Origin of the sequence: Rubrivivax gelatinosus IL144, from assembly GCF_000284255.1 — a bacterium.
GTDB classification, from domain to species: domain Bacteria; phylum Pseudomonadota; class Gammaproteobacteria; order Burkholderiales; family Burkholderiaceae_C; genus Rubrivivax; species Rubrivivax gelatinosus_A.
Genome location: NC_017075.1, coordinates 225,234 through 237,905, shown reverse-complemented (window position 1 = coordinate 237,905; position 12,672 = coordinate 225,234). Strand labels below are relative to the sequence as shown.

Here is a 12,672-nt window from a genome sequence, read left to right as displayed (position 1 = left end):
GGGTGTTCCGGTTTGACCGGGGTTTATCCGTATAATGCGCCGGCTTTGCTGTCCGCTTCCCCCGACTCACCATGGCGATCGACCGTAAATTGCAGGCCGACCCTTGGGAGGACGACGAGGACGCGACGGACCTGGCTGACTTCAAGCCACTGACCCGCGAGGAAGCTCGCATCCTGCGCCAGAAGAACCCGCCGCTGTCACCGTGGCGGGTGATCCTTGTCCAGGCGGGGGTCGGGGTGGTGGTCTCGCTGCTTGCAGCGTTGATCACGGGCAGTCCGGCAGCCGGATGGTCGGCGCTTTACGGCGCAGCCACCGTGGTCCTACCAAGCGCCCTGATGGCGCGCGGTGCGACCAGCCGCTTCAGCATCATGTCGCCCGGCTCAGGCGCCGTCAGCTTCATGTTGTGGGAGTCGGTGAAGATCGCGGTTTCGGTCGCCATGCTGATGCTGGCGTCGAGGCTCGTGCAGGACCTGAGCTGGCCGGCGCTGCTGGTGAGCCTGGTGCTGTGCATCAAGACATACTGGGTTGCGCTCCTGTGGCGCGGCCGCTGACACGACGACACGGGACGACGAGAACATGGCAGCCGAAGGAACCGCAGAACACGCGCCGACCGCGGGCGAGTACATCGTCCACCACCTGCACCATGCGCAGACCGGTCACCAGACCGGGGTCGTCGACTTCTCGGTCGTCAACCTGGACTCGGTGTTCTTCGCCATCACGCTGGGCATCCTGACCTGCGGCCTGCTGTGGATGGCCGCCCGCAAGGCCACCTCCGGCGTGCCGGGCCGCTTCCAGGCCGCCATCGAGCTGCTCGTCGAGATGGTCGACAGCCAGGCCAAGGACATCGTGCACAACGCCCAGAGCCGCAAGTTCGTCGCCCCGCTGGCGCTGACGGTCTTCATCTGGGTCTTCATGCTCAACGCGATGGACCTGCTGCCGGTCGACCTGCTGCCCTGGATGTGGCAGTCGGCCACCGGCAACCACGAGGCCTATCTGCGCGTCGTGCCGACCGCCGACCTGTCGATCACGATGGCGCTGTCGGGCACGGTGCTGCTGCTGTGCCTGTACTACAACCTGAAGATCAAGGGCATCGGCGGCTTCGCGCACGAACTCGTCACGGCGCCGTTCGGCACGAGCAAGAACCCGCTGTTCGCCGTGCTGCTGGGCATCGTCAACCTCGCGATGCAGCTCGTCGAGTTCGTCGCCAAGACCATCTCGCACGGCATGCGGCTGTTCGGCAACATGTACGCCGGCGAGCTGATCTTCCTGCTGATCGCGCTGCTCGGCGGTGCTTTCACCCTTTCCGCCAGCGGTCTGGTGCTGTCCCTGCTGCACATCGTGGCCGGGACCGTCTGGGCCATCTTCCACATCCTGATCATCACGCTCCAGGCGTTCGTGTTCATGATGCTGACGCTGGTGTACATCGGTCAGGCGCACGACTCGCACTGACAGTTAGCCCCGGGGCAGGTCACTGCCCCTTCTTCCCCTTTCTCCACTTTCGCATTTAGCAAGGAGTCATCATGGAACTCATCGGTCTCGTCGCTCTCGCCGCCGGCCTGATCATCGGTCTCGGCGCCGCTGGCGCCTGTATCGGTATCGGCGTCATGGGCAGCAAGTACCTCGAATCGGCCGCGCGTCAGCCCGAGTTGATGGGCGAACTGCAAACCAAGATGTTCCTGCTGGTCGGCCTGATCGACGCCTCGTTCATCATCGGCACGGGTATCGCGCTGTGGTTCACCACCGCCAACCCGTTCCTCGGCCAGATCGCCGCCCTGGCGAAGTAATCCGGCGCGCGGCCTTCAGCGCCGCGAATCGGACGGCTCAGCGCGACGCAGCCGTTTTTCGCCACATGCGTTTCGAGGACACAAAGTGAGCATCAACGCGACACTGATCATCCAGATGATCGTGTTCCTGATCCTGGTCGGGTTCACGATGAAATTCGTCTGGCCGCCGATCGTCAAGGCGCTCGACGAGCGCGCTGCCAAGATCGCCGACGGTCTGTCGGCGGCCGACAAGGCCAAGTCCGATCTGGCGGCCGCGAACCAGCGCGTCGAGCAGCAACTCTCGGCTGCGCGCAACGATGCCCAGAAGCGGCTCGCCGACGCCGAACGTCTCGCGCAGCAGATGATCGAGGAAGCCAAGGGGCGTGCCACCGAGGAAGGGGCCAAGATCATCGCCGCGGCGCGAGCCGAGGCCGAACAGGAAGCCGTGAAGGCCCGCGAGGCGCTGCGCGAGCAGGTCGCCGGCCTGGCCGTCAAGGGCGCCGAGCAGATCCTTCGTCGCGAGGTGAATCCCGGCGTTCACGCCGAGCTGCTGTCGCGCCTGAAGGCGGAGCTCTGACATGGCAGAGCTCGCGACGATCGCCCGGCCGTACGCCGAAGCGCTGTACCAGGCCGCCGGCAGCAGTGCCGCGGTCCTGACGCCGCAGATCGACGCGCTGGCCGCCGTGGCGGGCAACGCCGAGCTGCGCCAGTTCGCCGAACACCCGAAGGTCCCGGCTTCGCAGGTCTACGACGTCATCACCGGCGTCGTCGGCCTCGAGCTCGACCCGCGCGCGGCCAACCTGTTGCGCACCGTCATCGAAAACGGCCGCCTCGCGGCGCTGACCGAAGTCGCGGCCCAGTTCCGCGCCCTGGTCAACGCGTCCGGCGGCGTCTCCGACGCGACGGTCTACAGCGCGTTCCCGCTCGACGGCGCGCAGCTCGCCGAGGTCACGGCCTCGCTCGAGAAGCGCTTCGGCCGCAAGCTGAACGCGCACGTCGAAGTCGACCCGGAGCTGATCGGCGGCGTGCGTGTCGTCGTCGGCGACGAGGTGCTCGACACCTCGGTCCGCGCCCGTCTCGAACAGATGAAGGCCGCCCTGACCGCCTGACAGCCGTCGAGCGTGCGCCCTTCGAGGAGAACCTATGAACCTGAATCCCGCTGAAATTTCCGAGCTGATCAAGAGCCGCATCGAAGGCCTTGGCGTCTCGACCGACATCCGCAACCAGGGTACGGTCGTCTCGGTGACCGACGGCATCTGCCGCGTTCACGGCCTGTCCGAGGTGATGGCCGGCGAAATGCTGGAGTTCCCGCCCACCGCGAGCGGCCAGCCGACCTACGGCCTGGCTCTGAACCTCGAGCGCGACTCCGTCGGCGCGGTGATTCTGGGCGAGTACGAGCACATCTCCGAAGGCGACACCGTCAAGTGCACGGGCCAGATCCTGTCGGTGCCGGTCGGCCCCGAGCTGATCGGCCGCGTCGTCAACGCGCTCGGCCAGCCGATCGACGGCAAGGGCCCGATCAACGCCAAGATGACCGACGTCATCGAGAAGGTCGCGCCGGGCGTCATCGCCCGCAAGTCCGTCGACCAGCCGGTGCAGACCGGCCTGAAGTCGATCGACTCGATGGTGCCGATCGGCCGTGGCCAGCGCGAGCTGATCATCGGCGACCGCCAGACCGGCAAGACCGCGGTGGCGATCGACACGATCATCAACCAGAAGGGTCAGAACATGACCTGCATCTACGTCGCGATCGGCCAGAAGGCTTCGTCGATCAAGAACGTGGTGCGCTCCCTGGAACAAGCCGGCGCGATGGACTACACCATCGTCGTCGCGGCCTCGGCGTCGGAATCGGCGGCGATGCAATACGTGTCGGCCTACTCCGGCTGCACGATGGGCGAGTACTTCCGCGACCGCGGCCAGGACGCCCTGATCATCTACGACGATCTGTCCAAGCAGGCCGTCGCCTACCGCCAGGTCTCGCTGCTGCTGCGCCGCCCGCCGGGCCGCGAAGCCTTCCCTGGCGACGTGTTCTATCTCCACAGCCGTCTGCTCGAGCGCGCCGCTCGCGTGAATGCCGACTACGTCGAAGCCTTCACCAAGGGCGAGGTCAAGGGCAAGACCGGTTCGCTGACCGCGCTGCCGATCATCGAGACGCAGGCCGGCGACGTGTCCGCCTTCGTGCCGACGAACGTGATCTCGATCACCGACGGCCAGATCTTCCTGGAAACCAGCCTGTTCAACGCCGGCATCCGTCCCGCGATCAACGCCGGTATCTCGGTGTCGCGCGTCGGTGGCGCCGCCCAGACCAAGCTGATCAAGAGCCTGTCGGGCGGCATCCGTACCGACCTGGCGCAGTACCGTGAACTGGCCGCGTTCGCGCAGTTCGCCTCGGACCTCGACGCTGCCACCCGCAAGCAGCTCGACCGCGGCGCACGCGTGACCGAACTGCTCAAGCAGGCCCAGTACTCGCCGCTGCCGATCAGCCTGATGGCCGCGACGCTGTACGCCGCCAACAAGGGCTTCCTGGACGACATCGACGTGAAGAAGGTCCTCGCCTTCGAGCACGGCCTGCACCAGCACCTGAAGTCGAGCCACGCCGCGCTGCTGGCCAAGCTCGAGAACGACCGGGCGATGGACAAGGCCGCCGAGGAAGAGCTGGCCGGCGCGATCGCTGCGTTCAAGAAGTCCTTCGCCTAACCGGGAGCCCAGACCATGGCGGTCGGCAAGGAAATTCGCGGCAAGATCAAATCGGTGGAGAACACCAAGAAGATCACCAAGGCCATGGAAATGGTCGCCGCCTCCAAGATGCGCAAGGCGCAGGAGCGCATGCGCGCCGCGCGCCCGTACGCCGACAAGGTGCGCAACATCACCGCGCACCTGTCGGAAGCCAACCCGGAATACAAGTCGCCCTACCTGCGCACCGGCGGCACGACGAAGAAGGTCGGCTTCATCGTCGTGACCACCGACAAGGGCCTGTGCGGCGGCCTGAACACCAACATCCTTCGTGCGGTGACGGCGAAGATGAAGGAAGTCCAGGCGGCCGGCGGCTCGATCGCGACGGTGGCGATCGGCAACAAGGGGTTCGGCTTCCTGAACCGGATCGGCGCGCAGGTCATCAGCCACGCGATCCAGCTCGGCGACGCGCCGCAGCTCGAGAAGCTGATCGGCCCGGTCAAGGTCATGCTCGACGCCTTCGTGGCCGGCGAGATCGACGAAGTGCATCTCTGCTACACGAAGTTCATCAACACGATGAAGCAGGAGCCGATGGTCGAGCCGCTGCTGCCGCTGGCGCCCGCGCGCCTTGAGCAGACCGCCGCCGAGAAGAAGGCCTACGCCTGGGACTACATCTACGAGCCCGAGGCGTCGGTGGTCATCGACGACCTGATCACGCGCTACATCGAAGCCCTGGTCTACCAGGCCGTGGCCGAGAACATGGCCAGCGAGCAGAGCGCGCGCATGGTCGCGATGAAGGCCGCCACGGACAACGCCGGCAACCTGATCGCCGAACTCAAGCTCGTCTACAACAAGACCCGCCAGGCCGCGATCACGAAGGAACTGTCGGAAATCGTGGGTGGCGCCGCCGCCGTCTAAAGATACGAATCGAAGGAAGCTCAAAATGGCACAAGGCAAGATCGTTCAGTGCATCGGCGCCGTCGTGGACGTGGAGTTCCCGCGCGACCAGATGCCCAAGATCTTCGACGCACTGAAGCTCGAAGGCTCGCCGCTGACGCTGGAAGTGCAGCAACAACTCGGCGACGGCGTCGTGCGCACCATCGCCCTGGGCTCGTCGGACGGCCTGCGCCGCGGCCTGATGGTCACCGACACCGGCGCCGGCATCACGGTGCCGGTCGGCAAGGCGACGCTGGGCCGCATCATGGACGTGCTCGGCAACCCGATCGACGAGCGTGGCCCGGTCGACCAGACCCACACCGCGACGATCCACCGCAAGGCCCCGGCCTACGACGAGCTGTCGCCGTCGCAGGAACTGCTCGAAACCGGCATCAAGGTCATCGACCTGATCTGCCCGTTCGCCAAGGGCGGCAAGGTCGGTCTGTTCGGCGGCGCCGGCGTCGGCAAGACCGTCAACATGATGGAGCTCATCAACAACATCGCCAAGGCGCACTCGGGTCTGTCCGTGTTCGCCGGCGTCGGTGAGCGCACCCGCGAGGGCAACGACTTCTATCACGAGATGTCGGACTCCAACGTCGTCGTGCAGGAGAACCTGTCCGAGTCGAAGGTGGCGATGGTCTACGGCCAGATGAACGAGCCCCCGGGCAACCGTCTGCGCGTCGCGCTGACCGGCCTGACGATGGCCGAAGCGTTCCGCGACGAAGGCCGTGACGTTCTGTTCTTCGTCGACAACATCTACCGCTACACGCTGGCCGGTACCGAAGTGTCCGCTCTGCTGGGCCGCATGCCGTCGGCGGTGGGCTACCAGCCGACGCTGGCCGAGGAAATGGGCCGCCTGCAGGAGCGCATCACGTCGACCAAGGTCGGCTCGATCACCTCGATCCAGGCCGTGTACGTCCCTGCGGATGACCTGACCGACCCGTCGCCGGCCACGACCTTCGCCCACTTGGACGCCACCGTCGTTCTGTCGCGTGACATCGCCGCGCTGGGCATCTACCCCGCCGTCGACCCGCTGGACTCGACCTCGCGCCAGATCGACCCGAACGTCGTCGGCGAGGAGCACTACAGCACGACGCGTGCGGTGCAGGCCACGCTGCAGCGCTACAAGGAACTGCGCGACATCATCGCGATCCTGGGCATGGACGAACTGTCGCCGGAAGACAAGCTGGCCGTCGCCCGCGCCCGCAAGATCCAGCGCTTCCTGTCGCAGCCCTTCCACGTCGCCGAAGTGTTCACCGGCACGCCGGGCAAGTACGTGCCGCTGAAGGAAACGATCCGCGGCTTCAAGATGATCGTCAACGGCGAGTGCGACCACCTGCCGGAGCAGGCCTTCTACATGGTCGGCACGATCGACGAAGCCTTCGAGAAGGCGAAGAAGATCCAGTAAGCGGGTCCCGGGGCGCGCTGCGCCCCGCCGCTTCCTGATCCTTCTTCCATCCGAGGACCCCCATGGCCAAGACCATTCACGTCGACGTCGTCTCCGCCGAGGAGAGCATCTTCTCGGGCGAGGCCAAGTTCGTCGCGCTGCCGGGCGAGAACGGCGAGCTCGGCATCCTGCCGCGCCACACGCCGCTGATCACCCGCATCAAGCCGGGCGCGGTGCGCATCGAGCGCGCCGACAACGGCGAGGAGGAGTTCGTCTTCGTCGCCGGCGGCATCCTGGAAGTGCAGCCCAACGTCGTGACGGTGCTCGCCGACACGGCCATCCGCGGCCACGACCTCGACGAGGCCAAGGCCACCGAGGCCAAGCGCCTGGCCGAGGAAGCGATGCGCAACGCCAAGAGCGACATCGACCTGGCGAAGGCGCAGAGCGAGTTCGCGGCCATGGCCGCGCAGATCGCCGCGATCCAGAAGCTGCGCCGCAAGTAAGCTGCGACGTCCGCACGACGGGCCGCCCGCGCGAGAGCGCCGGCGGCCTTTTCATTGGCCGCGTGCCGGGCGCATCATCGCCGCATGGGCAAGAAGACCAAGCACGGCGACGGCACCAACGGCAAGATCTCGAAGGCCGACTACCTGGCGCAGCTCGAACCGCTGGAGCTGCAGCTCAACGACCTGGCGCGCTGGCTGCAGCACACCGGCAAGCGCCTGCTGGTGCTGATCGAGGGCCGCGACACCGCCGGCAAGGGCGGCGTGATCTCGGCCATCGCCTCGACGCTGAACCCGCGCCAGTGCCGCACCGTCGCGCTGCCCAAACCGACCGAACGCGAGGCGACCGAGTGGTACTTCCAGCGCTACGTCGCGCACCTGCCGGCGGCCGGCGAGATCGTGCTCTTCGACCGCAGCTGGTACAACCGCGCCGGCGTCGAGCGTGTGATGGGCTACTGCAGCGAAGCCCAGGCCAAGGCCTTCCTGAAGCAGGCCCCGGTGTTCGAGAAGCTGCTCGTCGACGACGGCATCCTGCTGCTGAAGTACTGGCTGACCGTCGACCAGGAGCGCCAGGAGCTGCGTTTCGCCGACCGCCTGGCCGACCCGCTCAAGCGCTGGAAGCTCTCGCCGGTGGACCTGCAGGCGCGCAGCCGCTATGCCGAGTACGGCCGCGCGCGCGACGCGATGCTCGCGGCCACGCACACCAAACACGCGCCGTGGACGCTGGTCGACTTCAACGACCAGCGCATCGGCCGGCTGCGCCTGATCCGCGACCTGATCGACCGCATCCCCGACCGCAAGGTGCCCGAGGCGAAGATCGATTTCCCGCCGCTGGGCCACCCGCCGCTGGTCGAGCGTTTCGACGGGCCGCTCAAGCCGATCTGAGCGCGGACTGCGGGACGGCCCCGAGGCGCCGCCGCAGCGCGCGTGGCAGTCTGGTCGCCCCGCCGCAGGAGCCCCCGAGATGCACAGCCTGGACGTCGAAGTCCTGAACACCGCGCTGGCCTGGCTCGACGCCGGCCGCGGCGTGCTGCTGGCCACCGTCGTGCGCACCTGGGGCAGCTCGCCCCGGCCGCCCGGCTCGATGATGGCCTTGCGCGACGACGGCCAGGTCGCCGGCTCGGTGTCCGGCGGCTGCATCGAGGACGACCTGATCGCCCGCCGCCGTGCCGGCGAGCTGCCCGCGGTCACGCCGGCGCTCACCCGCTACGGCGTCAGCGCCGACGAGGCGCGGCGTTTCGGCCTGCCCTGCGGCGGCACGGTGGAGATCGTGCTGGAGCCGCTGTCCGCGGCCTCGGCGCTGCCCGAGCTGCTGGCCGCGGTGCAGCGCCATGAGCTGGTGCGCCGCCGGCTGGATCTGGCCAGCGGCCGCGTGGCCCTGCTGCCGGCCACCGACGGCGACGCCCTGCACTTCGACGGGGCGGTGCTGGAGACCGTGCACGGCCCGCGGCTGCGGCTGATCGTCATCGGCGCCGGCCAGCTCTCGCGCTGCCTGGCGCAGATGGCGCTGATGCTGGACTACGCGGTCACCGTCTGCGACCCGCGCGAGGAGTACCGCGAAGGCTGGGACACGCTGCCCGGCGCGACGCTGACGCGCACGATGCCCGACGACCTCGTCGTCGAGATGCGCCCCGACGCGCACACCGCCGTCGTCGCGCTGACGCACGACCCCAAGCTCGACGACCTGGCGCTGATGGAGGCGCTGAAGACGCCGGCCTTCTACGTCGGTGCGCTCGGCTCGCGACGCAACAATGATGCGCGCCGCAGGCGCCTGCTCGAGTTCGATCTCGACGAGGCGCAGATCGCGCGCCTGCACGGCCCGGTCGGGCTGAACCTGGGCGGCCGCACGCCGCCGGAGATCGCGCTGGCGATCGTCGCCGAGATGACCGCGGTGCGCCGCGGCGCGGCGCTGGACGGGCCGCTGGCCGACTGGCAGGGCGGCCGATCCTGCGCCCGGGTGACGCCCCCCGGCTGAGGCGGCCGGCCACGGCACGGCCCTCGCTACGATGTGGCCGCCATGCTGAAACGTCTCGCCGTCTGGACCCTCGCCCTCGGCGCGCCGCTGGCCTACTACGGCAGCCGCCTGTTCTGGCCCGATCTGCGGCCGGCCTGGTTCACCGCGGCCTACTTCCGTCACGCCAACCTGCTGCTGGCCTGTGCCTTCATGCTGGTCATCGCCTTCGCGCTGGCGACGATGCGCGGCGGCAAGACCCTGCGCATCACGGCGATCGTGGTGCTGACCGCCATCTTCGGCAGCTACCAGGCGATGACCTGGGGCGACGACGCGCCGCCTTATGCCGCGACGCTGCAGCTGCCGTCCGGGCAATGGCTGCTGCTGGAGGCCAACGACGGCGGCGCCTTCACCTCGTTCTCGGCGCTGAACCTCTTCCTCGCCACCGGCTACGGGCCGGTGCACCGCGTGCGCGCCCTGGACAGCTTTACCGACGCCCGGCGCGGCGAGCTGGCGCTGGACGCCGACGGCCGCGCCGTCGTGACCATCGAGCGCTACGACGGAACCGGGCTGCGCAAGACCTTGGCCCTGCCGCGCTGAGCCCGCGTCGTCAGCGCACGTGCGGCGCGTCCGGCAGCTCGTTCGGGTTGCGCTCGCCCTCGGCCAGCGGGAAGTGGCGCAGCAGCAGCGCGTCGACGGCGTCGATGGCCTGCGCCAGCCCGTCCTCGAAACGCCCGGCGCGGAAGGCCTCGCGCATCGTCGCGACGACCGCGTCCCAGTGGCCGGCCGGGGCGTGGCGCATCACGCCACGGTCGGCGACGATCTCGATCGCGCGGTCGGCCAGCAGCAGGTAGACCAGCACGCCGTTGTTGGCCTCGGTGTCCCAGACGCCGAGCTCGGCGAACACCGCCAGCGCACGTTCGCGCACCGGCCGGCGCAGCCAGGCCCAGGGCAGGCCGGCCTCGACACACAGCCGGATCTCGCCCGAGTGCCGCGCCTCGCTGGCGCGCACGCGTTCGGTCAGCCGGGCCATCGCCGCGGCGTCCAGCACGGCGCGCACCTCGCCTTCGTCGGCGAACGCGTGACGCCACCAGCGGGTCATGCCCATCACCAGCCTCCCGAGGCGCCACCGCCGCCGAAACTTCCGCCGCCGCCGGAGGAGAAGCCGCCGCCACCCCCGCCGAACCCGCCGCCGCCGCCGAAGCCACCTCCTCCGCCCCAGCCGCCGCCACCCCAACCACCACCGCCGCGGCCCGAGCCGCCGCCGATCTGGCGCAGCGCCGAGGCGACGCTGAAGATCAGCGCGAAGACCAGCGCCGCGACGCCGACGCCCAGCGCGACCAGCACGCTGGCCGTCACCCACCAGGCGACGCCGCCGGCGATGCCGGCCGTCAGCGGCACGCCGAGCTTGCGGCCCAGCGCGCGCGACAGCACGGTGGCCATCAGCGGCACGCCGAAGAACAGCAGCAGCCCCCAGTCCTCGATCTGCGTGCCTTCTTCGCCGCGCGCGGCACCGGCCTCGGGCGCCGGCAGGTGTTCGCCGCGAATGCGCGCGATCAGCTGGTCGACGCCGGCCGACAGGCCGTCGGCGTAACGGCCCTCGCGGAACGCCGGGCGGATCGCGCGGTCGATGATCTGGCGCGCTGCCAGATCGGGGATCGCGCCTTCGAGCGCACGTGCGACCTCGATGCGCACCCGCCGGTCGCCCATCGAGACGACGACGAGCACGCCGTCGCCGACCTCGCGCCGGCCGATCTTCCACTGGTCGGCGACGCGCCAGGCGTAGGCCGCGATGTCCTCGGGCGCGGTCGCCGGCACGATCAGCACGACGATCTGCGGCCCGGCCTCGGCTTCGAAAGCGGCGAGCCTGGCTTCGAGCGCGTCGCGCTCGGCCGGCTGCAGCGTCGAGGTCTGGTCGATGACGCGCGCCGTCGGCGCCGGCACGGGCCGCAGCCCGTCCTGGGCGAAGACCGCCGGCACGAACAGCGCCAGCACGAAGGCCAGCGCACGCAGCAGGCGCTGCATCAGGCGCTCACCTGGAGGCCGGGCTCTCGAAGTTGACCGCCGGCGGCCGGCTGATCGCGGCCTCGTCCTGCACCTGCAGGCTGGGCTTGACCTGGTAACCCAGCGCCATCGCCGTCAGGTTGCTCGGGAAGCTGCGCGCCAGCACGTTGTACTGCTGCACCGCCTGGATGTACTGGTTGCGCGCGACGGTGATGCGGTTCTCGGTGCCTTCGAGCTGCACGCGCAGGTCCTGGAAACCCTGGTTGGCGCGCAGCGCGGGGTAGTTCTCGCTGACGACCAGCAGCCGCGACAGCGCGCCCGACAGCTCGCCCTGCGCCGCCTGGAACTTGCGGAAGGCCTCGGGGTTGTCGACCAGCTCGGGCGTGGCCTGGATCGAGGTCGCGCGCGCACGCGCCTCGACGACGCGGGTCAGCGTCTCCTGCTCGAAGTTGGCCTCGCCCTTGACGGTGGCGACCAGGTTGGGCACCAGGTCGGCGCGGCGCTGGTACTGGTTGAGCACCTCGGCCCAGCGCGACTTGGTCTGCTCGTCCAGGCGCTGGAAGTCGTTGTAGCCGCAGCCCGACAGGGCCAGCACGACGCCGAACGCGGCGATCCACCTCGTCAAACCCATTGCGTCCTCCTTCGTTTGGCGCCCGATGCTACGCCGGGCGATGGCCCCGCGGCAGCCGGGCCTGCGGCGTAGGATCGGCCCCGATGTCGCCCTCCGCGCCGCCCTCCGCCACGACGCTGCTGCCGCGCCAGCGCGCGCTCGTCGTCGGCGCCGGCGGCGTGCTCGGTTCGGCGCTGCTGGCCGAGGCGCTGGTCGCCGGGCGCTTCGCCCGGGTCGCGGCGCTGGTCGCCACGCCGCTGGCGGCGACGCTGGACGGCTTCGTCGCGCTGCCCGAGGCGGCGCTGGACGCCCCGGGCGCGGCCGTCGCCGACATCGCTTTCGTCGTCTTCGAACGCGACCGCCACGCCAACGGCCGCGACGAGGCCTTCGTGCGCCCCGACCCGCTGGCGCTGCCGGCACTCGCCGCGCGGCTGCTCGCGGCCGGCGTACGCCGGCTGGTCGTCGTCGTGCCGCACGCGCCGGCGCTGCTGCCGGCCGCGCTGGCCCAGGGTTTCGCGTCGCAGACCGAACACGCGGTCGCGGCGCTGGACTTCGAGCACTGCGTCTTCCTGCGCGCCGCGCAGGGCGCGACGCCGCAGGCCGGGCGTTCGACGGTCGAGCGCCTGGTCGGCTGGTGGCTGTCGCAGCTGCGCTGGATGATCCCGGCGCCGCAGGCCGCGCTGCTCACCGCGCGCCTGGCGCAGCTCGTCGTGACGATCGGCCGGCTGCTGCCGGCCGTGCCGCCGGGCACGCACGTGCTGGCGCCCGAACAACTCGCCGACGCCGCACGCGAGCCTGACGAGAACCAAGCCGAGATCAAACTGGCGGCGGCGCTCGCACGGCGATAA

At 69.5% G+C, this 12,672-nt stretch carries 16 protein-coding genes; 13 read left to right on the top strand and 3 right to left on the bottom strand.

Translation table 11 applies throughout. The annotated features are described in order from the left end of the window. Positions 1 to 71: 71 nt before the first annotated feature. From RGE_RS01125 to RGE_RS01070, 12 genes are all read left to right on the top strand, one after another. Positions 72 to 551 (top strand): ATP synthase subunit I, encoded by a 480-nt coding sequence (locus tag RGE_RS01125; protein ID WP_014426464.1) that lies wholly within the window; start codon positions 72 to 74, stop codon positions 549 to 551. 25 nt (positions 552 to 576) lie between these two features. Next, positions 577 to 1,449, top strand: a complete 873-nt coding sequence (gene atpB / locus RGE_RS01120; RefSeq protein WP_014426463.1) for a F0F1 ATP synthase subunit A — start codon at positions 577 to 579, stop codon at positions 1,447 to 1,449. A gap of 71 nt (positions 1,450 to 1,520) precedes the next feature. Next, positions 1,521 to 1,784 carry a F0F1 ATP synthase subunit C gene (atpE, locus tag RGE_RS01115; protein ID WP_009858582.1) on the top strand — a complete coding sequence of 88 codons (264 nt, stop codon included), beginning with the start codon at positions 1,521 to 1,523 and terminating at the stop codon, positions 1,782 to 1,784. A gap of 85 nt (positions 1,785 to 1,869) precedes the next feature. Continuing rightward, positions 1,870 to 2,340 (top strand): F0F1 ATP synthase subunit B, encoded by a 471-nt coding sequence (locus RGE_RS01110; RefSeq protein WP_009858583.1) that lies wholly within the window; start codon positions 1,870 to 1,872, stop codon positions 2,338 to 2,340. A gap of 1 nt (position 2,341) precedes the next feature. Continuing rightward, complete coding sequence (locus RGE_RS01105) at positions 2,342 to 2,872, top strand: F0F1 ATP synthase subunit delta (protein WP_014426462.1); 531 nt, start codon at positions 2,342 to 2,344, stop codon at positions 2,870 to 2,872. 34 nt (positions 2,873 to 2,906) lie between these two features. Then, entirely contained in the window at positions 2,907 to 4,460 is a 1,554-nt protein-coding gene (gene atpA, locus RGE_RS01100; protein ID WP_014426461.1) for a F0F1 ATP synthase subunit alpha, read from the top strand. Between the two features lie 15 nt (positions 4,461 to 4,475). Further along, positions 4,476 to 5,354, top strand: a complete 879-nt coding sequence (gene atpG / locus RGE_RS01095) for a F0F1 ATP synthase subunit gamma (RefSeq protein ID WP_014426460.1) — start codon at positions 4,476 to 4,478, stop codon at positions 5,352 to 5,354. Between the two features lie 25 nt (positions 5,355 to 5,379). Next, positions 5,380 to 6,780 (top strand): F0F1 ATP synthase subunit beta, encoded by a 1,401-nt coding sequence (gene atpD, locus RGE_RS01090; RefSeq protein ID WP_014426459.1) that lies wholly within the window; start codon positions 5,380 to 5,382, stop codon positions 6,778 to 6,780. A 62-nt stretch (positions 6,781 to 6,842) separates the two neighbouring features. Continuing rightward, positions 6,843 to 7,262, top strand: a complete 420-nt coding sequence (locus RGE_RS01085; protein WP_009858588.1) for a F0F1 ATP synthase subunit epsilon — start codon at positions 6,843 to 6,845, stop codon at positions 7,260 to 7,262. 84 nt (positions 7,263 to 7,346) lie between these two features. Further along, positions 7,347 to 8,144: a polyphosphate kinase 2 gene (ppk2, locus tag RGE_RS01080; protein ID WP_014426458.1), complete on the top strand. Its 798-nt coding sequence runs from the start codon at positions 7,347 to 7,349 to the stop codon at positions 8,142 to 8,144. Positions 8,145 to 8,223: 79 nt separating this feature from the next. After that, positions 8,224 to 9,234, top strand: a complete 1,011-nt coding sequence (locus RGE_RS01075; protein ID WP_014426457.1) for an XdhC family protein — start codon at positions 8,224 to 8,226, stop codon at positions 9,232 to 9,234. Positions 9,235 to 9,276: 42 nt separating this feature from the next. Beyond that, positions 9,277 to 9,810, top strand: coding sequence for a hypothetical protein (locus RGE_RS01070; RefSeq protein ID WP_014426456.1), 534 nt, complete (start codon positions 9,277 to 9,279; stop codon positions 9,808 to 9,810). A gap of 10 nt (positions 9,811 to 9,820) precedes the next feature. Here RGE_RS01070 and RGE_RS01065 read toward each other — a convergent pair whose 3' ends face one another. Genes RGE_RS01065 through RGE_RS01055 form a run of 3 tightly spaced genes read right to left on the bottom strand, consistent with a single transcriptional unit; the run spans position 9,821 to position 11,845 of the window. Beyond that, positions 9,821 to 10,318, bottom strand: a complete 498-nt coding sequence (locus RGE_RS01065; RefSeq protein WP_014426455.1) for a TPM domain-containing protein — start codon at positions 10,316 to 10,318, stop codon at positions 9,821 to 9,823. Beyond that, complete coding sequence (locus RGE_RS01060; protein WP_014426454.1) at positions 10,318 to 11,235, bottom strand: TPM domain-containing protein; 918 nt, start codon at positions 11,233 to 11,235, stop codon at positions 10,318 to 10,320. Before RGE_RS01060 ends, RGE_RS01065 begins: the two co-directional genes overlap by 1 nt. A gap of 7 nt (positions 11,236 to 11,242) precedes the next feature. Further along, complete coding sequence (locus RGE_RS01055) at positions 11,243 to 11,845, bottom strand: LemA family protein (protein WP_014426453.1); 603 nt, start codon at positions 11,843 to 11,845, stop codon at positions 11,243 to 11,245. 83 nt (positions 11,846 to 11,928) lie between these two features. On the opposite strand from RGE_RS01055, the gene RGE_RS01050 reads away from it, so the two are divergent. Beyond that, positions 11,929 to 12,672 carry a Rossmann-fold NAD(P)-binding domain-containing protein gene (locus RGE_RS01050; protein ID WP_014426452.1) on the top strand — a complete coding sequence of 248 codons (744 nt, stop codon included), beginning with the start codon at positions 11,929 to 11,931 and terminating at the stop codon, positions 12,670 to 12,672.